The sequence below is a fragment of the Pseudomonas tensinigenes genome (assembly GCF_014268445.2).
In the GTDB taxonomy this organism is placed as follows: domain Bacteria; phylum Pseudomonadota; class Gammaproteobacteria; order Pseudomonadales; family Pseudomonadaceae; genus Aquipseudomonas; species Aquipseudomonas tensinigenes.
The window spans coordinates 4,092,731-4,116,111 of record NZ_CP077089.1 but is presented as its reverse complement, the minus strand read 5'-3'; the positions used below and the strand labels follow the sequence as shown (position 1 = coordinate 4,116,111).

Below are 23,381 nucleotides of genomic sequence, written 5' to 3'. Positions count from 1 at the left end.
TGGATAGAGTGGCATGAGCGAAAGCGTTGAAAGCGTCGACACCGTAGAACTGTTCACTGACGGCGCCTGCAAAGGCAATCCCGGCCCGGGCGGCTGGGGCGCCTTGCTGGTGTGCAAGGGCGTTGAAAAGGAACTGTGGGGCGGCGAAGCCAATACCACCAACAACCGCATGGAACTGCTTGGCGCGATCCGTGGCCTCGAAGCCTTGAAGCGCCCGTGCGAAGTGCTGCTGGTGACCGACTCGCAATACGTGATGAAGGGCATCAACGAGTGGATGGCCAACTGGAAGAAGCGTGGCTGGAAAACCGCAGCGAAAGAACCCGTGAAAAACGCTGATCTGTGGAAAGAGCTGGACGAGCAGGTCAACCGCCACAAGGTCACCTGGAAATGGGTGCGTGGGCACATTGGCCATCACGGTAACGAGCGGGCGGACCAGTTGGCGAACCGTGGCGTGGATGAGGTTCGTGGCTACAAGCAGACCTGATTCTCTCTGATGCACCGTGGTGCGGCCATTCGCGAGCAGGCTCGCTCCCACAGGGAAATGCATTCCAGATCTGATGCCCATATTGGAATGCATTCCAATGTGGGAGCGAGCCTGCTCGCGAAGGGCGCGCCACGGTCCACCTGAAACACCCCACCGAGCGTGCTAATATCCGCGTTTTTTGCAAGATCGACCCGTTGAGAGCTGAACACTGATGGCCACCAGATCCGTTGTACTCGATACCGAAACCACCGGCATGCCGGTGACCGATGGTCACCGGATCATTGAAATCGGCTGTGTCGAACTGATCGGTCGGCGCCTGACGGGCCGGCATTTTCACGTTTACCTGCAACCGGATCGCGAGAGTGATGAAGGCGCCATCGGCGTCCACGGCATCACCAACGAATTCCTCGTCGGCAAGCCGCGCTTTGCCGAAGTCGCCGACGAGTTCTTCGAGTTCATCAAAGGCGCACAGCTGATCATCCACAACGCGGCGTTCGACGTTGGTTTCATCAACAACGAATTCGCGCTGATGGGCCAGAAGGATCGTGCTGACATCACCCAGCACTGCTCGATCCTCGACACCCTGATGATGGCCCGGGAGCGTCACCCGGGGCAGCGCAACAGCCTCGATGCCTTGTGCAAACGTTACGGTGTCGACAACTCTGGCCGTGAATTGCACGGCGCCTTGCTCGACTCGGAAATTCTCGCCGACGTCTACCTGACCATGACCGGCGGCCAGACCAGTCTGTCGCTGGCGGGTAATGCGTCTGATGGCAATGGCACGGGCGATGGCGCGGACAACTCGGCCACCGAGATTCGGCGCTTGCCGGCGGATCGTCAGCCTGCGCGGATCATTCGTGCGACGGAAGATGAATTGGCGGCGCATCTGGTGCGGTTGGAAATTATTGCCAAATCGGCGGGCGGCCCTGCGATGTGGACGCAGATCGCCGAGGCTGACGCTCAAGCCTGAAAGATCAAAAGATCGCAGCCTGCGGCAGCTCCTACAGGGGATCACATTCCAATGTAGGAGCTGCCGGAGGCTGCGATCTTTTTGTTTCTGGAAATACTGACAACTGGCCACCCTCGCCACTTTCGCTGCAACCCTCTACCCTGAGTGCATTGGCAGATTCAAACCTGCCGCCTCAGGACACTGAGCCTCATGTACAAAGATTTGAAGTTTCCGGTGTTGATCGTCCATCGCGACATCAAGGCCGACACGGTCGCCGGTGACCGTATCCGTGGCATCGCCCGGGAGTTGGAGCAGGAAGGTTTCAATATCGTTTCGGCCATCGACTACACCGAAGGGCGGTTGGTGGCATCGACTCACCATGGCCTCGCGTGCATGCTGATTGCCGCCGAGGACGCCAGCACCAACTCGCATCTGTTGCAGAACATGGCCGAACTGATCGGTCTGGCGCGGGTGCGCGCACCGGATCTGCCGATCTTCGCCCTCGGCGAGCAAGTCACCCTGGAAAATGCACCGGCCGATGCCATGGCGGAGCTCAATCAACTGCGCGGCATCCTCTATCTGTTCGAAGACACCGTGCCGTTCCTCGCCCGGCAAGTCGCCCGCGCAGCGCGCAAGTATCTGGACGGCTTGCTGCCGCCGTTTTTCAAGGCGCTGGTGCAGCACACCGCCGATTCCAATTATTCCTGGCACACCCCCGGCCATGGCGGTGGGGTGGCTTATCACAAGAGTCCGGTAGGGCAGGCGTTTCATCAGTTCTTTGGTGAAAACACCTTGCGTTCGGATTTGTCTGTGTCGGTGCCAGAGCTTGGTTCGCTGCTCGATCACACCGGGCCGCTCGCTGAAGCCGAAGCGCGTGCAGCGCGCAATTTCGGCGCCGATCACACCTTTTTCGTGATCAATGGCACCTCGACCGCCAACAAGATTGTCTGGCACTCGATGGTCGCGCGCGACGATCTGGTGCTGGTCGATCGCAACTGCCACAAGTCTGTTTTGCACGCGATCATCATGACCGGTGCGATTCCGCTGTACCTGTGCCCGGAGCGTAATGAACTGGGGATTATCGGGCCGATTCCGCTGAGCGAGTTCAGCCGCGAATCGATTCAAGCGAAGATCGACGCCAGTCCGTTGACCAAGGGTCGCGCAGCGAAAGTCAAACTCGCCGTGGTCACCAACTCGACCTACGACGGCCTCTGCTACAACGCCGAACTGATCAAGCAAAGCCTCGGCAACAGTGTCGAAGTGCTGCATTTCGACGAAGCCTGGTACGCCTATGCGGCGTTTCACGAATTCTTCGCCGGGCGCTACGGCATGGCCACTTCGCGCAGCGAAGACAGTCCGCTGGTATTCACCACGCATTCCACGCACAAGCTGCTTGCCGCCTTCAGTCAGGCGTCGATGATTCATGTGCAGGACGGCGGAGCGCGGCAACTCGACCGCGACCGTTTCAATGAAGCGTTCATGATGCACATCTCGACCTCGCCGCAGTACAGCATCATCGCCTCGTTGGACGTGGCGTCGGCGATGATGGAGGGCCCGGCCGGGCGTTCGCTGTTGCAGGAAACCTTTGACGAAGCGCTGAGCTTTCGCCGCGCGCTGGCCAATCTGCGTCAGCACATCGCCGCCGATGACTGGTGGTTTTCGATCTGGCAGCCGCCGGGCGTCGAGGGCATCGACCGCGTGCAGACCGCAGACTGGTTATTGCAGCCGGACGCCGAGTGGCACGGTTTTGGCGAAGTCAGTGACGATTACGTTTTGCTCGATCCGATCAAAGTCACGCTGGTGATGCCGGGATTGAATGCCGGCGGTGCGTTGAGCGAGAAGGGGATTCCGGCGGCGGTGGTCAGCAAGTTTCTTTGGGAGCGTGGACTGGTTGTCGAAAAAACCGGGCTGTATTCGTTTCTGGTGCTGTTCTCGATGGGCATTACCAAAGGCAAATGGAGCACGCTGCTCACCGAATTGCTCGAATTCAAACGCAGCTACGATGCCAACGTGCGTCTGGAAACTTGCCTGCCGTGTGTGGCACAAGAAGACACCGCGCGTTATCGCGGCATGGGCCTGCGCGATCTGTGCGATCAATTGCACGCCTGCTACCGCAGCAACGCCACAGCCAAACACCTCAAACGCATGTACACCGTGCTTCCGGAAATTGCCATGAAACCGGCTCACGCCTACGATCATCTGGTGCGCGGCGAAGTCGAGGCGGTGCCGATCGATGAGCTGGAAGGCAGGATTGCTGCGGTCATGCTAGTACCGTATCCGCCGGGGATTCCATTGATCATGCCCGGCGAACGCTTTACCGAATCGACCCGCTCGATCATTGATTACCTGAAATTTGCTCGCACGTTCGATAGCAGCTTCCCCGGTTTTGTCGCGGATGTGCATGGATTGCAGCACGAAGATGAAGGCAATGGACGGCAGTACACTGTCGATTGCGTCAAGGAATGAGGACTTTTCCCAGTATGCAACCGGTCATGAATCCGAAATACCCAGGGCTGTCGGTGCGCGTCGCCGATGAAGGCTTTGCGCCGTATATCTGGGGCAGCGACTTCAGTTTCGAAGTCGCCGCTTATGGCGCCGCCGTCATTGGTCAGCCGGTCGAGCAATGGCGGGTGACGCCGATCGTGCCGTACCGCAAATGCTACGGCATTGATCCGGAAGAGTTCAGCGCTTTCCACAACGCGCCGGACAGCGCGATTTTCATGGCCTATCTCGACGATGAGCCGGTTGGCCATCTGGTGATCAGCACCAACTGGAACGGTTTTGCGCACATCGATGAGCTGGCGGTGCATGCGCCGGCCCGGCGTCATGGTGTGGCCAAGGCGTTGCTCGATGTCGCGCAGTTCTGGAGTCGCAAGAAAAAGCTGCCGGGCATCATGCTCGAAACCCAGAACAACAACCTCGGCGCCTGTCGATTGTATGAGCGTTGTGGCTACGTGATTGGTGGCGTGGACCAGTTGCGCTATCGCGGCATTGATCCGAACACCGCCGAAGTGGCGTTGTTCTGGTATCGATTGTTCGATAATCCGCTGGAGAACTCGCTCAGCTCGCCAGCATCGCCTCGGCTTGTTCCGTGATGATCGCCAGTAACGTCTGAATCGCCGCCGACGGCGCGGCGTGCTTGAAGGTCAGCGCGTAGAGGCTGATCGGCACGGCTGGCGACAGCGGGCAGACATCCAGCCCGGCGGCGCGCGCGCCCAGTGCGGTGAACGGGTCGACGATGGCCAGGCCTTCGCCGGCCTCGACCATGCTGCGCATCATCTGATGGGTTTGCACCCGGGTCTGGATGCTCGGTGCCGGGCGCAGCGCCTGAAGTTTGTTTTCCAGCGCCGGGCTCAACGGGTCTTGGCCTTCGAGGCCGACCATGGCCTGGCCCGCGAGATCCTGCAGGGAAATGTATTTCTGTTTCGGTTGCAGCCAGCCGTGGGGCGCGAGCAGTTGCAGCTTGCCCTGGGCCAATGGCCGGCAATCAATGTCGGGATGTTCGGGGTCGTGCAGGCTCAAGCCCAGTTCGCTTTCGCGCAACAACAGGCTGCGGACGATATCGCGGGTCGGCGCACTGAGCAGGCTGCACGGCGCATCGGGCAGGCGTCGGCGCAGGGCAGCAAGGCTTTGCGGGAGTAATTGTTGCGCCAGCGGCGGGGTGCCGATGATGCGCAGTGGCGGGGCGAGGTATTGCTTGAGGCTGCTGGCCAGCCGTTGCACGGGTTCCAACGCTTCATAAACGTGAGCGATTTCTACCTGTAACGCCCTTGCTTCGGGCGTCGATTGCAGGCGCCCGCGCACGCTGGCGAACAGCATGAACCCCAACTGACTCTCGGCTTCGCGCAAACGCTCTTCGACCTCGGTCACCGGCAACTGCAGCCATTCGGCCGCGGTGCCCAGGTGACCGGTCTGCAAGAGCGCCTGAATCACTTCGATATGACGTAAACGCATGCGTGAAGTCCATGTTCAGCAGGTGGGGTCAGTGGCTGAATCCTACCCCAAGTCTGCGCATATGACTTCTGCTCATAACGGCCAGTTATGAAGCGACGGTTGGCTCGGGCTCGCGGATCAGGGTGATGCCTGACTGAACCAGGAGAAACTCGTTCTCGTTGACCTTGTTGACGCGATCGCCAATGGCCAACTTGTAAATCGGCTCCGAGCCAGTGGAACCGTCTGCCGACGGGTTGGATTCCTGGAACTCATGCACGGAATAAACGCGGCCTTCCGCATCTCTTGCATGGAACTGACCGACCAGTACTGCTGCCATCTGCTTAGAACCTCTGGAGATAAAACGCTTGATTTGCGGCTTGGTAGACCGCCATCAAGGCCTGTAAGTTTTCCTACAGGAAAAAAATAATCAACACGCGGGAATTTACCTCGGGTGCTGGTGGAATCGTCACCGGATCATCTATAACTACGGGCTCCTCCCACGGACCATCGAGAGTTCTTCCATGAGCAATGTCTACAACGTCGCTGTAGTGGTCGGTAGCCTGCGCAAAGCTTCGATCAATCGCAAAGTCGCCCTGGCGCTGGCGGAGCTGGCCCCGGCGAACCTCAAGCTTGAGATTGTCGAAATTGGCGATCTGCCACTTTATAACGAAGACATCGACGGCGATTCACCGCCGGCAGCCTACAGCACTTTTCGACAAAAAGTGGGTTCATCCGACGCGGTGCTGTTTGTCACGCCCGAATACAACCGTTCGGTGCCGGCGCCGCTGAAGAATGCCATCGACGTTGGTTCGCGGCCTTATGGCAAGGCCGTCTGGAGTGGCAAGCCGGGGGCGGTGATCAGTGTATCGCCGGGTGCCATTGGTGGTTTCGGTGCCAACCAGCATCTGCGCCAGTCGTTCGTGTTTCTCAATGTGCCGTGCATGCAGCAGCCGGAAGCGTATCTGGGCGGCGCGGGTTCGGCGTTTGACGAGGCGGGCAAGTTGAGCGAATCGGTGAAACCTTTTCTGCAAAGTTTTATCAATGCGTACGGACAGTTCGTAGAGCAACACAAAAAGTAAGCCATACACGGAACACAATGTAGGAGTGAGCCTGCTCGCGATAGCGGTGAGTCAGTTGACGATTAAGCGACTGACTCACCGCTATCGCGAGCAGGCTCACTCCTACAGGTTTTGTGTTGGCTTCATAACCCCATTTCAATTTAAGGCTGTTGCGGATGCTCGCTGCGTCACTGATTTTCCTGCTGACCATTACCCTTGTCATCTGGCAGCCCAAAGGCCTCGGCGTCGGCTGGAGTGCGACGCTTGGCGCGGTGCTGGCGCTGATCTTTGGCGTTGTGCACCTGAGCGATATCCCGCTGGTGTGGCAGATCATCTGGAACGCTACCGGCACCTTCGTCGCGCTGATCATCATCAGTCTATTGCTCGACGAAGCCGGTTTTTTCAATTGGGCCGCATTGCACGTGGCGCGCTGGGGGCGCGGCAGTGGGCGCAAGTTGTTTGCGTTTATGGTGCTGCTCGGCGCGCTGGTGTCGGCGTTGTTCGCCAATGACGGCGCGGCGCTGATCCTCACGCCGATCGTGATTTCGATGTTGCTGGCGCTGCGCTTTTCCCCGGCGGCGACGTTGGCATTCGTCATGGGCGCAGGGTTTATCGCTGACACCGCGAGCCTGCCGCTGGTGGTGTCGAACCTGGTCAACATCGTTTCGGCGGACTTCTTTCACATCGGCTTCAACCGCTACGCAGCGGTGATGGTGCCGGTCAACTTTGTCAGCGTCGCGGCAACGCTGGGCATGTTGCTGTGGTTTTTCCGCCGCGACATTCCCAAGGCTTACGACCCGGAGCAGCTTGAGCATCCAGAAACCGCGATCCATGACAAAGCCACGTTTTATGCGGGCTGGGCGGTGTTGGCGATCCTGTTGATCGGCTGTTTCGCCTTGGAGCCCTTGGGCATTCCGATCAGTGCGATTTCCGCCGTGTGCGCCGCGCTGTTGTTGGGCATCGCTGCCCGTGGCCACAAGATTTCCACGCGCAAGGTCATGAAAGAAGCGCCTTGGCAGATCGTGATTTTTTCGCTGGGCATGTATCTGGTGGTGTATGGCCTGCGCAATGCCGGGCTGACCGGGTATCTGGCCGGTTGGCTGGATGTCTTTGCCGGTCATGGTGTGTGGGGCGCAGCAATGGGCACGGGCGTGCTGACGGCGTTGCTGTCGTCGATCATGAATAACCTGCCGACGGTGTTGATTGGTTTGTTGTCGATTGATGCCAGTCAGGCCAGTGGAGTGATCAAGGAGGCGATGATTTACGCCAATGTGATCGGCAGTGACCTGGGGCCGAAGATTACCCCGATTGGCAGTCTGGCGACGTTGCTGTGGCTGCATGTGCTGGAGCGCAAGGGCATTCACATTGGCTGGGGGTATTACTTCCGGGTCGGGATTGTGTTGACGGTGCCGGTGTTGTTGGTGACGTTGGCGGCTTTGGCTGTGCGGCTTTCGCTCTAGACCGAGGTGGCCCATTCGCGAGCAGGCTCGCTCCCACAGGGGGATGTATCGCCTCTCCCTACATTTGAAATGCAGTCCAAATGTGGGAGCGAGCCTGCTCGCGAAGAGGCCGGGTCACGCACTAAAAACTTCAGGCCTGGCCGGGGACATTCGGCCAAAGATCGGACACCAGAAACAACCGCTCCGCCTCTTCCCATTCCCCCCGCGCATTCTCTGTCAGGCGCACCAACAGTTGCGCCGGGGCGAGCGGCTCCAGGTCTTCCAGCCACATCCGTAAATGCTCCAACGTCCAGGTCTGATCCGCCGGGTAATGCGCCGGCGCCAGCCAGGCATGCCGGGGCAGGGGTTGCCAGCGCCCGGCCGGGCGTTGCGCGACAAACGCCGGCCAATCCTTTTGATGCAACCAGCTACCGCGCAAATGCTGCGGATGTGCGCCGCTCGGTGATTCAGCCTGTCCAGGCCACGGATACAACAAATAACCGCCCAGCCACAGTTGCGCACTGAACACCTCGATATCCAGCGCCGCCAGCACTTCGCGACTTTCCGGACGCGCCGAGATTGGCAACTGATGTTCGGCCAGATGCGCCAGTTTGCGATCCAGCCGATCATGACAGCCCGGCCCCAGCCACTGCGCCGCATCACGACCGTCGCCATTCTGTGGGCCGAGATAAAGCTTGATCGCCAGCTCCAGGTGATGCACGCCATCGCGGTCACGCAGCAGCATGTCCAGTTCGCCGAGGGTGTGGCCCTCGCGGCGGATCGGCAGGTTGGCGGCGATCAGCTCGATGCCCGGCGCATGCTCCACGGCAAACTGCCACAGCCGCTCGTAATACAGGCCCAGGCGCCGCGTGCGTGCCTGCGACAACCAATGCAGCAAGCCATAACTGTCGCGGTCGAGCTGGCGCAACCAGTGTTCCAGTCGCTCTGGATCGTGCACCCAATCGCTGCCCGCCAGCGGATGGCGCTGCGGCCACGGCGTGGTGGCGAGCATCGGCGGGGCGAGGATCACCCACGCCAGATCGCGCACTTCCGGGTGGCGTAATTGGTGGGGCAACTGCAGCAAGTCAGGAAATAGGATCATCTTGCGAGCATAGCCGTAAACACGAGCGCACCCTTGAGGCTGAAAGGATTTTGTCTAACCGGCGCTTTCGCCCATAATCGGGTTTTTCGCGTTTTCGATTGTCCGCAGAGGTCCCATGGAGCAATTTCGTAATATCGGCATCATCGGTCGCCTGGGCAGTTCCCAGGTGCTGGATACCGTCCGCCGACTGAAACGGTTTCTGCTCGATCGTCACCTGCATGTGATCCTCGAAGACACTATCGCCGAAGTCCTGCCGGGCCACGGCCTGCAAACTTCGTCGCGCAAGATGCTCGGCGAAGTCTGCGACATGGTCATCGTCGTCGGCGGTGACGGCAGCCTGCTCGGCGCCGCGCGAGCGCTGGCCAAACACAATATTCCGGTGCTGGGGATCAACCGTGGCAGCCTCGGTTTCCTCACCGATATTCGCCCGGACGAGCTGGAAGTCGAAGTCGCCAAGGTGCTCGACGGCCACTATCTGGTGGAAAACCGCTTCCTGCTGCAGGCCGAAGTGCGCCGCCATGCCGAGGCCATCGGTCAGGGCGATGCGCTCAACGACGTGGTGCTGCACCCGGGAAAATCGACGCGGATGATCGAGTTCGAGCTGTACATCGACGGCCAGTTCGTCTGCAGCCAGAAGGCCGACGGCCTGATCGTCGCCACGCCGACCGGTTCCACCGCTTACGCACTGTCCGCCGGCGGGCCGATCATGCATCCCAAGCTCGATGCCATTGTGATCGTGCCGATGTACCCCCATATGTTGTCGAGCCGGCCAATTGTGGTCGATGGCAACAGTGAGCTGAAAATCGTCGTGTCGAAAAACATGCAGATTTACCCGCAAGTCTCCTGTGACGGGCAGAACCATTTCACCTGCGCGCCGGGCGACACCATCACCGTCAGCAAGAAAGCGCAGAAGCTGCGGCTGATTCACCCGCTCGATCACAACTACTACGAAGTCTGCCGCACCAAGCTCGGCTGGGGCAGCAAGCTGGGCGGTGGAGGCGACTGATGCTCGATCCCGCGCGCAGTTATGACCTGATTGGTGACGTGCACGGATGCGCCCTGACCCTCGAACACTTGCTGGACCGTCTCGGTTATCACAAGCAGGGCGGGGTCTGGCGGCATCCTTCGCGCATGGCCGTGTTCGTCGGCGACATCATCGACCGTGGCCCGCGCATTCGCGAGGCGCTGCACATCGTTCACGACATGGTCGAGGCCGGTCAGGCCTTGTGCATCATGGGCAACCACGAATTCAACGCGCTCGGCTGGAGCACGCCGGCGCTACCGGGCAGCGGCAAGCAGTTCGTCCGCGAACACACGCCGCGCCATGCGCGCCTGCTGCACGAAACCCTGACCCAGTTCGAAGACCATCCTGGCGACTGGCATGATTTCCAGCGCTGGTTCTATGAGCTGCCGCTGTTTGTCGACGCCGGACGTTTCCGTGTTGTCCACGCTTGCTGGGATGCCGGACTGATCGAACCGTTGCGCGCGCTGTTCCCCGATGGCTGCATCGACGAACACTTCCTGCAGGCCTCGGCGGTGCCGGACAGTTTCGCTTGCACCGTGTTCGACCGTCTGTTGCGCGGCACCGATATGCGCCTGCCGGATGGTCTGACCATGACCAGCGGCGACGGTCTGGTGCGCTCGTTCTTCCGCACCAAGTTCTGGGAGGACGATCCGAAGACTTACGGCGATATCGTTTTCCAGCCTGATGCACTGCCAGATCCGGTGGCGCAGAAGCCGCTGACCTCCAGCGAAAAAAACAACCTGCTGCGCTACGGCGTCGACGAGCCGTTGTTGTTCGTCGGCCACTATTGGCGCAGCGGCAAACCGGCGCCGATCCGCCCGAACCTCGCGTGTCTGGATTACAGCGCGGTGCTCTACGGCAAACTGGTCGCCTATCGTCTGGATCAGGAAACACGTCTGGATCCGCATAAATTTGTCTGGGTCGATGTCGAGCGGCCGGAGGTGCTGCAATGAGTGCGGTAGCGGTATTACGTCTGCCGTTGGCGGTGGACTTGAGTGGTTTCGTCAAACTGCTGCAACGCATGCAGGTCCCGCATCGGGTCAGCGAAGAGGCCGGCGAACAAGTGTTGTGGGCGCCGGCAGAAATCAGCGAAGACGTGCGCTCCTTGTACGAGCGCTTCCCGGCGGGCGATCCCGATCAGCAAATGGACATCCCGGTCGCGCCGACCTTCAAGCGGCCGAGCTTTGCCGAGCAACTGAAATACGCCAAGGCCACGGGGTTCATCCTGTTGTTGTGCCTGATCGTTGGCGGGCTGACTTATCTGGGCGAAAACCTGCAGACCCTGCGCTGGCTGACCTTTCTCGATTTTCAGGTGATCGGCGAATACATCCACTTCACGCCGTTGGCCGACAGTCTGGCGGCGGGGCAGTGGTGGCGGCTGGTCACGCCGATGCTGATCCACTTCGGCATCCTCCACCTGGCCATGAACGGCATGTGGTACTGGGAGCTGGGGCGGCGTATCGAGTCGCGCCAGGGCAGCATCAACCTGATCGGCCTGACGCTGCTGTTCAGCCTCGTTTCCAACTACGCGCAGTTTGTCTGGAGCGGCGCGACCTTGTTCGGTGGTCTGTCCGGAGTACTTTACGGCTTGCTCGGGCATTGCTGGATCTTCCAGCTGCTGTCGCCGAACCCGGCCTATCGTCTGCCGCGTGGTGTACTGGCAATGATGCTGATCTGGTTGTTGGTGTGCATGTCCGGGCTGATCTCGGTGATCGGCTTCGGCGAAATCGCCAACGCCGCGCATGTCAGCGGGTTACTCATCGGATGCTTCACCGGTTTGTTGGGTGGTTTGTATAACCGCCGTAAACTGGCCGCCTAAAATTTTCAGTGAATAAAGAGCACGGAGACCCTGATGTCCTCTTTTAACGACATGATCAACAACATTACCCCGGACATCTACGAGAGTCTGAAACTGGCCGTGGAAATCGGCAAGTGGTCGGACGGTGGCAAACTCACCGCTGAGCAGCGCGAGCTGTCGTTGCAGGCGATGATCGCCTGGGAAATCCAGAACCTGCCTGAAGACCAGCGCACCGGTTACATGGGCCCGCAGGAATGTGCGTCGAAGTCGATCGAAGTGCCGAACATCCTGTTCAAGTCGGATGCCATCCATTGATCGAGATTGGCCGCGGTGCAATCAGCAAAATGTCGGCGCGCCTGGACGGGCCGAACGTGCAATACGCGTTTCGTCTGGATGACGTCGAGGTGCCGGTCAACCCGTTGATCGGCACCACGGTGCGTCTGGAGTACCTGGGGGCGATCCACTGCACCCATTGCGGGCGCAAGACCAAAACCAGTTTCAGTCAGGGCTATTGCTACCCGTGCATGACCAAACTGGCGCAGTGCGACCTGTGCATCATGAGCCCGGAGCGCTGCCACTATGAGGCCGGTACCTGCCGCGAGCCTGAGTGGGGCGAGAAATTCTGCATGACCGACCACGTGGTTTACCTGTCCAATTCGTCGGGGATCAAGGTTGGCATCACTCGTGCTACGCAGCTGCCGACTCGCTGGATTGATCAGGGTGCGTGTCAGGCGTTGCCGATCATGCGCGTTGCCACACGGCAGCAGTCCGGTTTCGTTGAAGATCTGTTCCGCAGTCAAGTGGCTGACAAAACCAACTGGCGCGCGCTACTCAAAGGCGATGCGGCGGCGGTCGATCTGGCGCAGGTGCGCGATCAGCTGTTCGACAGTTGCGCCGAAGGTCTGCAAGGCCTGCAAGAGCGATTCGGCCTACAAGCTATTCAGACGATTGCCGATGTAGAACCTCTCGAAATCCGCTATCCGGTCGAGCAATACCCGGCGAAAATCGTCAGCTTCAACCTGGACAAGAACCCGATTGCCGAAGGCACGTTGTTGGGCATCAAAGGCCAGTACCTGATCTTCGATACCGGCGTGATCAATATTCGCAAGTACACGGCCTATCAGCTCGCCGTGCATCAATAAGGACTCCAGCATGCGCACCGAACAACCGAAGATGATTTACCTGAAGGACTATCAGGCGCCCGAGTACCTGATCGACGAAACACACCTGACCTTCGAGTTGTTCGAGGATCACAGCCTGGTGCACGCGCAGTTGGTCATGCGCCGCAACCCGGCACGTGGCCCGGGCTTGCCGCCGTTGGTGCTCGACGGCCAGCAGCTGGAATTGCTCTCGGTGACGCTGGCCGATAAAGAGCTTGGCGCTGCTGACTATCAATTGTCTGAAAACCATCTGACCCTGCAGCCGACAGCCGAAACCTTCACGGTCGACACCAGCGTCAAGATCCACCCGGAAACCAACACCGCGCTGGAAGGCCTGTACAAGTCCGGCACGATGTTCTGTACCCAGTGCGAGGCCGAAGGTTTCCGCAAGATCACCTATTACCTCGACCGTCCGGATGTGATGAGCAAGTTCACCACCACCGTGGTCGCCGAACAGCACAGTTACCCGGTGCTGCTCTCCAACGGCAACCCGATTGCCTCGGGCCCGGGCGAAGACGGCCGGCACTGGGCAACCTGGGAAGACCCGTTCATGAAACCGGCGTACCTGTTCGCGCTGGTGGCCGGTGATTTGTGGTGCGTTGAAGACAGCTTCACCACCATGACCGACCGCGATGTTGCGCTGCGCATCTACGTCGAGCCGGAAAACATCGACAAGTGCCAGCACGCGATGACCAGCCTGAAGAAGTCGATGCGCTGGGACGAAGAGGTCTACGGTCGCGAGTACGATCTGGACATCTTCATGATCGTCGCGGTCAACGACTTCAACATGGGCGCGATGGAGAACAAAGGCCTCAACATCTTCAACTCCAGCGCCGTACTCGCTCGCGCCGAAACCGCCACCGACGCTGCACACCAGCGCGTTGAAGCAATCGTCGCCCACGAATATTTCCACAACTGGTCGGGCAACCGCGTGACCTGCCGCGACTGGTTCCAGCTGTCGCTGAAAGAAGGCTTCACCGTATTCCGTGATTCCGGCTTCTCCGCCGACATGAACTCGGCCACGGTCAAGCGCATTCAGGACGTGGCTTATCTGCGTACCCATCAGTTCGCCGAAGATGCCGGCCCGATGGCTCACGCCGTGCGCCCGGACAGCTTCATCGAGATCTCCAACTTCTACACCCTGACCGTGTACGAAAAGGGTTCGGAAGTGGTCGGCATGATCCATACCTTGCTCGGCGCTGAAGGTTTCCGTAAGGGCAGCGATCTGTACTTCGAGCGCCACGACGGCCAAGCCGTGACGTGCGATGACTTCATCAAGGCGATGGAAGATGCCAACGGCGTCGACCTGACCCAGTTCAAGCGCTGGTACAGCCAGGCCGGCACACCGCGTCTGGCGGTGAGCGAGTCTTACGACGCCGCCGCGAAAACTTACAGCCTGACCTTCCGCCAGAGCTGCCCGGAAACCCCGGACAAAGTAGAAAAACTGCCGTTCGTGATTCCGGTCGAACTCGGCCTGCTGGACAGCCAGGGCAACGAGATTGCCCTGCGTCTGAGCGGTGAAGCGTCGGCGCAAGGCACCACCCGCGTGATCTCGGTCACCGAAGCCGAGCAGACCTTCACCTTCGTCGACATCGCTGAGCAACCGCTGCCATCGCTGCTGCGCGGCTTCTCGGCGCCGGTGAAACTGAGCTTCCCGTACAACCGCGATCAATTGATGTTCCTGATGCAGCACGACAGCGATGGCTTCAACCGCTGGGATGCCGGTCAACAACTGTCGGTGCAAGTGCTGCAAGAGCTGATTGGTCAGCAGCAGAAGGGCGAGAGCCTGAAGCTTGATCCGCGTCTGGTTTCGGCGTTGCGCACGGTGCTGTCGGACGAATCGCTGGATCAGGCCATGGTCGCGGAAATGCTCTCGCTGCCGGGTGAGGCGTACCTCACTGAAATCAGCGAAGTGGCGGATGTCGATGCGATCCATATCGCTCGCGAGTTCGCGCGCAAGCAATTGGCCGAAGGCTTGTTCGAGGCGCTGTGGCTGCGTTATCAGGCCAACCGTGACCTGTCGAAAAAGACCCTGTATGTGGCCGAGGCCGAGCACTTTGCTCGTCGCGCGCTGCAGAACATTGCGCTGTCTTATCTGATGCTTAGTGGTAAGCCGGAAGTATTGGCGGCGGCGCTGGAGCAGTTTGAAAACGCCGACAACATGACCGAGCGCCTGACTGCGCTGGCGGTGTTGGTCAACTCACCGTTCGAAGAGCAGAAAGCACTGGCGCTGGCGAGTTTTGCCGAGCACTTCAAGGATAACCCGCTGGTCATGGATCAGTGGTTCAGCGTGCAGGCCGGCAGCACCTTGCCCGGCGGTCTGGAGCGGGTGAAAGCGTTGATGCAGCACCCGGCGTTCAACATCAAGAACCCGAACAAGGTGCGTGCGCTAGTAGGTGCATTTGCCGGGCAGAACCTGATCAACTTCCACGCGGCGGATGGCTCCGGCTATCGTTTCCTCGCGGATCTGGTGATCGAGCTGAACGGCTTTAACCCGCAGATCGCATCGCGGCAGTTGGCGCCGCTGACTCGCTGGCGCAAATATGACGATGCGCGTCAGGCCTTGATGAAGGGCGAGCTGGAGCGGATTCGGGCATCGGGGCAGTTGTCGAGTGATGTGTATGAGGTGGTGAGCAAAAGTCTGGCTTGATGGTGTGTTGGAGTCGGTGTTCCAGCTGCGGATCGGCCCTCACCCTAGCCCTCTCCCAGTGGGAGAGGGGACTGACCGAGGTGTCTTTGCGCTATACGCCGACCTGAAAGTCCGGAGTCGAACTCAGGTTTTGAACAACACGAAGATCGGCTCCCTTTCCCCCTCGCCCCCCTGGGGGAGAGGGCTGGGGTGAGGGGGTAGGATTCACGCATCACCACAAAACCCAAGCCGTACACACAAAAAACGCCGCATTAAAAAATGCGGCGTTTTTATCTACCGAAAATTACTTCAAATCAAACCGATCCAGATTCGTCACCTTCGTCCAAGCCGCGACAAAGTCCTTAACAAACTGCTCCTTGGCATCCGAACTGGCATACACCTCAGCCAGCGCCCTTAATTGCGCATTGGAACCAAACACCAGATCAACCCGCGTCGCCGTCCACTTCACGCTGCCGGTTTTACGGTCGCGTCCTTCGAACTCATCCGCATCTCGTGACGTTGGCTTCCACTCCACCCCCATGTCCAGCAGGTTGGTGAAGAAGTCATTGGTCAGCGCCTCGGTCTGCGAGGTGAACACGCCATGCCGGGTCTGCCCGACGTTGGTGTTCAACACCCGCAAACCACCCAGCAGCACAGTCATTTCCGGCGCGGTGAGGGTCAGCAGTTGTGCCTTGTCGATCAGCAGCGCCTCGGCCGACACGGTGTATTTGCCCTTGCTGTAGTTGCGGAAACCATCGGCAATCGGTTCAAGGAAACCGAACGAGTCGACATCGGTTTGCTCTTGGCTGGCGTCCGTACGCCCCGGATTGAACGGCACGGAGACGGAGTGCCCGGCGTTTTTCGCTGCTTGCTCAATCCCGGCATTCCCTGCCAACACGATCAGGTCTGCCAGCGAGACTTTCTTGCCGGCGGCGCCGCCATTGAACTCGCCCTGAATGCCCTCAAGGGTTTGCAGCACTTTTGCCAGTTGCTCAGGCTGGTTGGCTTGCCAGAACTTCTGCGGCGCCAGACGCAGGCGACCGCCGTTGGCGCCGCCGCGCTTGTCTGAACCGCGGAACGTCGAGAATGCCGCCCAGGCGGTGGAGACCAGTTGCGACACCGACAGGCCTGAGGCGAGTACTTTGCTTTTCAGCGCTGCGGCATCGCTGTCGTCGATCAGTGGGTGAGTGACATCCGGAATCGGATCCTGCCACAGCAGTTCTTCGTTCGGCAGTTCCGGGCCGAGGTAGCGCGACAGCGGGCCCATGTCGCGGTGGATCAGTTTGTACCAGGCACGGGCGAAGGCGTCGGCCAGTTGATCAGGGTTGGCGAGGAAACGCCGGGAAATCTGCTCGTAAGCCGGGTCGAAACGCAGCGCCAGGTCGGAGGTGAGCATGGTTGGCGAGAGCTTCTTGTTCGGATCATGGGCGTGGGGAACGGTGCCGGCACCGGCGCCGTTTTTCGGAATCCACTGATGCGCACCTGCCGGGCTTTTGCTCAATTCCCACTCGAAACCGAACAGGTTTTCCAGGTAGTTATTACTCCACTTCGTCGGTGTGGTGGTCCAGGTCACTTCGAGGCCGCTGGTGATGGTGTCGCCACCCTTGCCGGTGCCGAACGCGTTGCGCCAGCCGAGGCCCTGTTCTTCGAGGCCGGCCGCTTCCGGCTCAGGCCCGACGTTATCGGCAGGGCCGGCGCCGTGGGTTTTACCGAAGGCGTGACCGCCAGCGATCAACGCGACGGTTTCTTCATCGTTCATGGCCATGCGGCCAAAGGTTTCGCGAATGTCGTGGGCCGAGGCCACTGGATCGGGATTACCCTCAGGGCCTTCGGGGTTCACGTAAATCAGGCCCATCTGCACGGCGGCCAGCGGATTTTCCAGATTACGCTCACCCTGATCGGTGCGACTCTCTTCTTTGCCATGCAAATCCGGCTCGGCCACCAGCGTGCCGTCACCGGGCTCCTGCATGGCGGACTTGTCTTTGCCGTAACGGCTGTCGCCACCCAGCCATTCGTGCTCGGAGCCCCAGTACACGTCCTCATCCGGTTCCCACACATCGGGACGGCCACCGGAGAAACCGAAGGTCTTGAAGCCCATGGATTCCAGCGCAACGTTCCCGGTGAGAACGATCAGGTCAGCCCAGGAAATATTGCGTCCGTATTTCTGCTTGATCGGCCATAGCAGGCGGCGGGCCTTGTCGAGACTGACGTTGTCCGGCCAGCTGTTGAGCGGCGCAAAACGTTGCTGGCCGGAACCGGCGCCACCACGGCCATCAGCGGTGCGGTAGGTGCCGGCGCTGTGCCAGGCCATACGGATGAAGAGGGGGCCATAGTGGCCGAAGTCGGCCGGCCACCAGTCCTGGGAGTCGGTCATCAGCGCGTTGAGGTCTTGTTTCAGGGCTTGAAAGTCGAGGCTCTTGAAGGCTTTGGCGTAGTCGAAATCCTTGCCCAGCGGGTCGGACTTGGGCGAATGCTGGCTGAGAATTTTCAGGTTGAGTTGATTCGGCCACCAGTCACGGTTCGTCGTACCACCACCGGCGGCGTGGTTGAACGGGCATTTCGATTCGTTTGCCATGTTCGGGTCCTTATCAGGTCTGCTACGGCCGGCTCGTGCCGACTTCGGACTAGTAAGGCTAGACCCGACTTGGAGAGTCAGCTAATAGGCCGACTATTGGAGGCTGATAGGCAAAGTCTTTCGCGTGTTAACTAAATGTTATCTGGCGGGGTTTTTATTTCTTATTGATATAAAAAACTGTCATTTATGACAGTAGATCAGAAAGAACGTGCGCGCCTAACGTAGCAGTGTTTCAAATACAAAATTAACTATGAGAGCGTTGAGGAGAATATATGGACCGTAATCAGATTGAGGCACGTATGAAGTCGTTGTTGGAAACTAAAGGAAATGCTGGAGGGTTTATTTATGCGGAGGTAAGTAATGGGCTGATTTATGCGACCGCCGATGTGGATTTTGAGGTCTTATCGGACGTTTGTCACATTCTCTCGGTTGCTGACTCCGAAAACACTGCGTGGATGAGTTTTCCCCTATCTGTAGTGGGTAATGGGCCTCATAAGATAGAGCTGCCCTTGCCCTATCATTTGGATTTTTGGTGGATTAAGTCTGGCAATGTTTCTTACCGTTCCATCCATGGTTTCGCGACTTATACTTTGAGTGATGATCGCAATACGATTCATGGAGTTATTGATCTCGTACTTGGGGACGGCATAACAATGGTTGGCGGGTTTTATGTTACGAGAGCTTAGTTAGGAGCCTGCGGGGTGCCGCCATTTGGCACCCCGCTCTTATATAGAGTGCTCAGGAAAACATTTGCTCAGCTGGCTTGCTCTTCATCAACCAGCGGAGACTCATCCAAAGTGTCCTCCTGCCCTGGCAATTCCGTAATTACACTGAAATCCGTCACCTCAACCGCGCCCAGCCCATAACCCAGCAAATGGAAAGAAAACGCTTTGCGCTCTTGCGGGTTGTCGAAGCTGAAGTTCATTTCCAGTGGCTGGTCGGCGGTTGCGACCATCTCCTGTGGCAAACCGATCTGCACGTCCTGTTCAAACTCCTTGGCCTTGAGCTGAATGTACGCGGCCTGCTGCGGATCGACCGAGCGCACGGTCAGGCGCACGCGGGTGTGCGAGCCTTTGGGCATTTCCAGGTACTGCGCGCCGATCAGGTTGTCGGCCCAGTCATCGTTGATCTGCGCTTGCAGCGGGATGACGTTGGTGCTGCCGAACTGATAGCGATGATTGAGCGGTGTGCGCAGCAGCGACAGGTCCAGCGCGTTGGCGCGGGCGGCAATTTGCCGGGCCGGGTGGCCGCTGTAGTTGCCTTTGTATTTGGCGCTTTCGGCGATGAAACCGGCGCTCTCGTAATAGCGGCAGCGGCGCGGCATGTCGCATTCGGAGAAGATGCCTTGACCGTTGTGATAGCGCAGCTTGCCGTTGGTGAACGACATGATTTCGCGACCGGTATCGTAGTCGCGAAACAATGAGCGGCCGCTCAGTGCGGTGGGTACCGGCAAGTCGAAATAGTCGAGGATCGAGGCGCTCAGATCGACGTGGCCGTAAACCCCGGCATTCAGGCGCGGCAGTTGTTCATGCTCCGGCGCCAGGGTCAGATTGAAACCCCACGACGAGGCCAGTCGCACGCCGTCGATGCCGTGGGATTCATCCGAGGTGATCACTACCAGCGTGTCTTTCAGAACGCCTTGGCGTTCGAGGCCGTTGAGGAACTGCTCCAGCGCATCGTCGAGATAACCGACGGCCGCCTGTTTTGGCGTTTCGTAGCGCTCCAGGTATTGCTCGGGCGCGGAGTAGGGCTGATGCGTGCCGACGGTCAGCAATGTCAGCATCCACGGCTGCTTCTGCTTTTTCAGTTGGCCGACATAGTCCAGCGCGCCTTCGAAAAACGCCTTGTCATCCTTGCCCCACGGGAACTCCAGATAGTTGCTGTTGGTAAACCATTCCAGACCATGAGTCGCATCGAAACCGATGTGCGGCATGATCTTGTCTTTGGCCATGAAGCGCAGCCCGGCACCTTGCAGATAGTGCGTGCTGAAGCCGTGTTCACGCAGTTGTGCCGGCAGGCAGGCCTGATTGCGCTCGTTGAGGGTGAGCATCTCCACGCCTTTGGGCGTGCCGTTGTTGAGTTTGTCGTAATCGCCGCAAAGCATCGCGTACAGACCGCGAATGGTCTGGTGCGTGTGCAGCACGTAATCCGGAGTGTTCATGCCGCGCTCGGCCCAGCGGCTGAGGTTGGGCATCAGGTCTTCCTGATAATGGCTGCCGATGGCCTCGCGGTTGGCGCGGATATAGGCGCCGGGAATGCCTTCCAGGGCGATGACCAGCACATTGCGCGCTTGCCCCGGTGCGGCCAGCAGTTTCTGCCCATTGAGGTCGACATCGGTGAGCCCGGCCATGGCCGGCGCAGGTTCTTCGATATCACCGTCCAGCCATTCCTCGCCCCGAATCTGCAGATCAGCAACTTCAGTGGCCAGCAACTGGTGCGGCAGGTTGTACTGGCGCCATGGATCGGCCTCGCTCGGCCACAGGTTCTGCGCGCCCCAGTGCGCGGCGAACAGTACCAGCGGCGCACCCCAGACAGCGCGGGGCAGGGGCGGACGCTGCATGCCACGGCCAGCAAATTGGGCCAGCAGCCACAACACCAGAGCCAGCAGCAAAGTGATGCCCAGCGCCGGATGCGCCAGCCCGCCACCCGTGGAATTTTCCACGAACTGCGGATCGATCAGGTAATGAATGTCGGAAGGCGTCGGCAGACGCCCGACAGCGCTGACCAGTTCAGCGGTCGCCACCGCCAGCAAACCCCAGAACAGCAATACCGGCAAGGCCAGCCACCACGCCCGGCGATGCAGCAATACCACCAACAGACTGCCAATGGCCAGGTCCGACAAATAACCCAGCGGTGCCGACCAGCCCAGTGCCGCACGCAGGCACACCGGCACAATCAGCACGAGAAAGATCAACGAAAAGAGGCGGGCATGTGGCTGCCGCAACCGGTTAAAAAGAGCGCTCACAAAAAAGACCTTCCAGCCATTAAATCGTCATAAAAGTGTGCGCGATGATACCAAGGGTGGGCTGTCTGATCGCCCTTTTAAACGCTCAACTGATGCGTTGGTGCGCGGGCTTTCGAAGGTGATGGCGCGTCTGCAGCCCTGACCGGCCCTCGGGTCACACGGCAATCGACGATATCGAGGCTGGTAGATTTATTGTTTCAGGCTGTTTAACCCTTCGAGCCGCCACCGAATTCCAATGTAGGAGCTGCGGCACGCTGCGATCTTTTGATCTTGTTATCGGAACCCGGAATCAAAAGCTCTCATCCTCATTCCGCTCAACAACCCGTGCTATCGATATGCGATAAAGATATTTAATTTCTGTTTTTTATATCTATAAAGTCAGGCCTTTCAGCAAACCACCCCATGCTGCGAGGTTGTCATGGCCACACCGTTCAAACGTTCTGCACTGACTCTGCTGGCCACTTCTCTGGCGGCGAGTGCGTTGTTCAGCACCGGCGCTCAGGCCGAAGGCAAGATCAGCATCGCCCAGCAATTCGGTATCGGTTATCTGATTCTCGATGTGGTACGCGATCAGAACCTCATCGAAAAACACGGTAAGGCGCAGGGCCTCGACATCAAGGTCGACTGGAACAGCATCTCCGGTGCCACGGCGATGAACGAAGCGTTGCTCACCGGCTCGCTCGACGTGGTGTCTGCTGGTGTCCCGCCGATGCTCACCGTGTGGGATCGCACCAAAGGCAAACAGAACGTCAAAGCCATTGCCGCGCTGGGTTCGATGCCCAACTATTTGTTGACCAACAATCCGAACATCAAGACCCTCAAGGACTTCACCGACAAGGACCGGATTGCCGTGCCTGCCGCCGGCGTAGGCTTCCAGTCGCGCACCTTGCAGATCGAAACCGCCAAGGAATTCGGTGATGCACAGTACAAGAAATTCGACGACATCTCGGTCAGCCTGCCGCACCCCGATGCGACGGCGGCGCTGATTGCCGGCGGCTCGGAAATCAACTCGCACTTCTCCAGCCCGCCGTTCCAGTATCAGGCGTTGCAGAATCCCAACGTGCACAAAGTGCTGAGCTCTTATGACGTGCTCGGCGGCCAGGCGACGTTCAACGTGCTCTACACCACGGAAAAATTCCACGACGAAAACCCGAAAACCTACAAGGCGTTCTACGACGCGCTGGCCGAGGCCGAGAAGATCATCAAGGCCGACAAACCGGCGGCGGCTCAGGCGTACATTCGTGTCGAACAGTCGAAGTTGCCGCTGGCCCTGGTTGAGCAAATCGTCAAGGACCCGGAAATCGATTTCACCGTGGTGCCGCAGCGCACCTTTATCTACGCCGAGAAGTTGCAGGAGCTGGGCGTACTGAAGAACAAGGCTGACAGCTGGAAGGATTACTTTTTTGAAGAGGCGCATGGTGGCGCGGGGAGCTAAGTGGGCGATTGATGACGAGGGGGCGTGGCGTTCTGGACAGGGAGATGGCCACTTAGTAGCATTCGCGGCTTATGGATTTCTATCCCGAACGTCGGCCGACGCATCAAGGACCCCCAATGCACAAGTTCACCCATGGCGATCTGACCGTTGACTTCACTGTGTTGAGCGGTGAAGTGGTGGGCAGCGAAAAAATGAGCGAAACCCACATCACCTCCACCGGTGGTAACGGACAAGTCAACAGCCTTGGCCAATCTGTCGCACTTCAGATCAACACTGTGTTGGTCGTCAATCATGAGTTCTGGATCAAAACGGCCGACGGCATCGAACACGATATCCATTTGCGCGGTCTCGATATTCCTCTGCGCAGCGGGCAGGACATTTCGCTGATCAGCGCCGTCAGCAACGATGGCAAGACCGTTTTGCACACTCACCTGCAAAACCAGACCTCAGCCAAGACATATCAGATTCGCGATGGCAAGGCGCTGAACACCGAACTCGAACTGTCACCGTTTCGCTGGAAGCCTTTGCTGATTGCTTTTGTCTTGTGGGTCGGCATCGGTTTCGTTTCAGGCGTACTGGGTTTTCTGGTGGGGGCGGGCTACTACATTTATCAGTGCGTCAAAGGCTCCAAGCGCAAGAAGCTGCTGATCACGGCACTGGATAGCTTTCTTGCCCAATTGAATCAGCGGGTCGAAAGCCAATATCACGCACCGCAACCTGCCCAGGCACAAGCGCCCGATCAGCCCGAGGTGCAGGCACCGACCCAGCCCGCAGCCGTGACCAGCATCAATGTGCGCAAGGCGTTGTCACGCAACGGCTGAGCACGTCGT

The 23,381-nt window shown here is 59.1% G+C and carries 20 protein-coding genes; 15 read left to right on the top strand and 5 right to left on the bottom strand.

The window, feature by feature from the left end; all coding sequences use genetic code 11:
• Nucleotides 1-13: 13 nt before the first annotated feature.
• The 4 genes from rnhA to HU718_RS18070 all read left to right on the top strand — a co-directional run bounded on the left by rnhA (nt 14) and on the right by HU718_RS18070 (nt 4,528).
• Nucleotides 14-484 (top strand): ribonuclease HI, encoded by a 471-nt coding sequence (gene rnhA, locus HU718_RS18085; RefSeq protein WP_064390484.1) that lies wholly within the window; start codon nt 14-16, stop codon nt 482-484.
• Nucleotides 485-695: 211 nt separating this feature from the next.
• Nucleotides 696-1,454: a DNA polymerase III subunit epsilon gene (gene dnaQ / locus HU718_RS18080; RefSeq protein ID WP_186614883.1), complete on the top strand. Its 759-nt coding sequence runs from the start codon at nt 696-698 to the stop codon at nt 1,452-1,454.
• Nucleotides 1,455-1,643: 189 nt separating this feature from the next.
• The gene (locus HU718_RS18075) at nt 1,644-3,899 is read left to right on the top strand and encodes an Orn/Lys/Arg family decarboxylase (RefSeq protein WP_150707270.1); all 2,256 of its coding nucleotides are present in this window, start codon (nt 1,644-1,646) and stop codon (nt 3,897-3,899) included.
• A 14-nt stretch (nt 3,900-3,913) separates the two neighbouring features.
• Nucleotides 3,914-4,528 carry a GNAT family N-acetyltransferase gene (locus tag HU718_RS18070; protein WP_102899182.1) on the top strand — a complete coding sequence of 205 codons (615 nt, stop codon included), beginning with the start codon at nt 3,914-3,916 and terminating at the stop codon, nt 4,526-4,528.
• Here HU718_RS18070 and HU718_RS18065 read toward each other — a convergent pair.
• Together HU718_RS18065 and HU718_RS18060 are read right to left on the bottom strand one after the other, a co-directional pair.
• Nucleotides 4,494-5,387: a LysR family transcriptional regulator gene (locus HU718_RS18065; protein ID WP_186614886.1), complete on the bottom strand. Its 894-nt coding sequence runs from the start codon at nt 5,385-5,387 to the stop codon at nt 4,494-4,496. The genes HU718_RS18070 and HU718_RS18065 overlap by 35 nt on opposite strands.
• 85 nt (nt 5,388-5,472) lie before the next feature.
• A complete protein-coding gene (locus HU718_RS18060) occupies nt 5,473-5,703 on the bottom strand; it encodes a hypothetical protein (RefSeq protein ID WP_095118425.1) in 231 nt (76 codons plus the stop codon).
• A gap of 184 nt (nt 5,704-5,887) precedes the next feature.
• On the opposite strand from HU718_RS18060, the gene HU718_RS18055 reads away from it, so the two are divergent.
• Both HU718_RS18055 and HU718_RS18050 read left to right on the top strand, forming a co-directional pair.
• Entirely contained in the window at nt 5,888-6,445 is a 558-nt protein-coding gene (locus HU718_RS18055; protein WP_038366013.1) for an NADPH-dependent FMN reductase, read from the top strand.
• Between the two features lie 155 nt (nt 6,446-6,600).
• A complete protein-coding gene (locus HU718_RS18050) occupies nt 6,601-7,884 on the top strand; it encodes an arsenic transporter (RefSeq protein WP_150707268.1) in 1,284 nt (427 codons plus the stop codon).
• A gap of 130 nt (nt 7,885-8,014) precedes the next feature.
• Here the strand turns inward: HU718_RS18050 and HU718_RS18045 are convergent, their stop codons facing one another.
• Nucleotides 8,015-8,965, bottom strand: a complete 951-nt coding sequence (locus tag HU718_RS18045) for a DUF1853 family protein (protein ID WP_186614888.1) — start codon at nt 8,963-8,965, stop codon at nt 8,015-8,017.
• A 115-nt stretch (nt 8,966-9,080) separates the two neighbouring features.
• On the opposite strand from HU718_RS18045, the gene HU718_RS18040 reads away from it, so the two are divergent.
• From HU718_RS18040 to pepN, 6 genes are read left to right on the top strand one after another with little or no spacing between them, the layout of a single operon-like run.
• Nucleotides 9,081-9,971 (top strand): NAD(+) kinase, encoded by an 891-nt coding sequence (locus HU718_RS18040; RefSeq protein WP_003224174.1) that lies wholly within the window; start codon nt 9,081-9,083, stop codon nt 9,969-9,971.
• Nucleotides 9,971-10,942, top strand: coding sequence for a metallophosphoesterase (locus tag HU718_RS18035; protein WP_150707266.1), 972 nt, complete (start codon nt 9,971-9,973; stop codon nt 10,940-10,942). Before HU718_RS18040 ends, HU718_RS18035 begins: the two co-directional genes overlap by 1 nt.
• Entirely contained in the window at nt 10,939-11,808 is an 870-nt protein-coding gene (locus tag HU718_RS18030; protein ID WP_150707265.1) for a rhomboid family intramembrane serine protease, read from the top strand. Before HU718_RS18035 ends, HU718_RS18030 begins: the two co-directional genes overlap by 4 nt.
• Before the next feature lie 33 nt (nt 11,809-11,841).
• The gene (locus HU718_RS18025; protein WP_007919229.1) at nt 11,842-12,102 is read left to right on the top strand and encodes a YeaC family protein; all 261 of its coding nucleotides are present in this window, start codon (nt 11,842-11,844) and stop codon (nt 12,100-12,102) included.
• Nucleotides 12,099-12,929: a DUF2797 domain-containing protein gene (locus HU718_RS18020; protein WP_150707264.1), complete on the top strand. Its 831-nt coding sequence runs from the start codon at nt 12,099-12,101 to the stop codon at nt 12,927-12,929. Before HU718_RS18025 ends, HU718_RS18020 begins: the two co-directional genes overlap by 4 nt.
• A gap of 10 nt (nt 12,930-12,939) precedes the next feature.
• Complete coding sequence (pepN, locus tag HU718_RS18015; RefSeq protein ID WP_186614890.1) at nt 12,940-15,597, top strand: aminopeptidase N; 2,658 nt, start codon at nt 12,940-12,942, stop codon at nt 15,595-15,597.
• Nucleotides 15,598-15,880: 283 nt separating this feature from the next.
• Here the strand turns inward: pepN and katG are convergent, their stop codons facing one another.
• Nucleotides 15,881-18,151, bottom strand: a complete 2,271-nt coding sequence (gene katG / locus HU718_RS18010) for a catalase/peroxidase HPI (RefSeq protein WP_186614892.1) — start codon at nt 18,149-18,151, stop codon at nt 15,881-15,883.
• 272 nt (nt 18,152-18,423) lie between these two features.
• On the opposite strand from katG, the gene HU718_RS18005 reads away from it, so the two are divergent.
• Nucleotides 18,424-18,837, top strand: coding sequence for a hypothetical protein (locus tag HU718_RS18005; RefSeq protein ID WP_095118432.1), 414 nt, complete (start codon nt 18,424-18,426; stop codon nt 18,835-18,837).
• 68 nt (nt 18,838-18,905) lie between these two features.
• Here HU718_RS18005 and HU718_RS18000 read toward each other — a convergent pair whose 3' ends face one another.
• Entirely contained in the window at nt 18,906-21,116 is a 2,211-nt protein-coding gene (locus tag HU718_RS18000; protein WP_186614894.1) for an LTA synthase family protein, read from the bottom strand.
• Nucleotides 21,117-21,534: 418 nt separating this feature from the next.
• Between HU718_RS18000 and HU718_RS17995 the strand changes: the two genes are divergently transcribed.
• Together HU718_RS17995 and HU718_RS17990 are read left to right on the top strand one after the other, a co-directional pair.
• Nucleotides 21,535-22,551 carry an ABC transporter substrate-binding protein gene (locus HU718_RS17995; RefSeq protein ID WP_186614896.1) on the top strand — a complete coding sequence of 339 codons (1,017 nt, stop codon included), beginning with the start codon at nt 21,535-21,537 and terminating at the stop codon, nt 22,549-22,551.
• A 116-nt stretch (nt 22,552-22,667) separates the two neighbouring features.
• Nucleotides 22,668-23,372 carry a hypothetical protein gene (locus tag HU718_RS17990; RefSeq protein WP_186614898.1) on the top strand — a complete coding sequence of 235 codons (705 nt, stop codon included), beginning with the start codon at nt 22,668-22,670 and terminating at the stop codon, nt 23,370-23,372.
• Nucleotides 23,373-23,381: the final 9 nt, after the last annotated feature.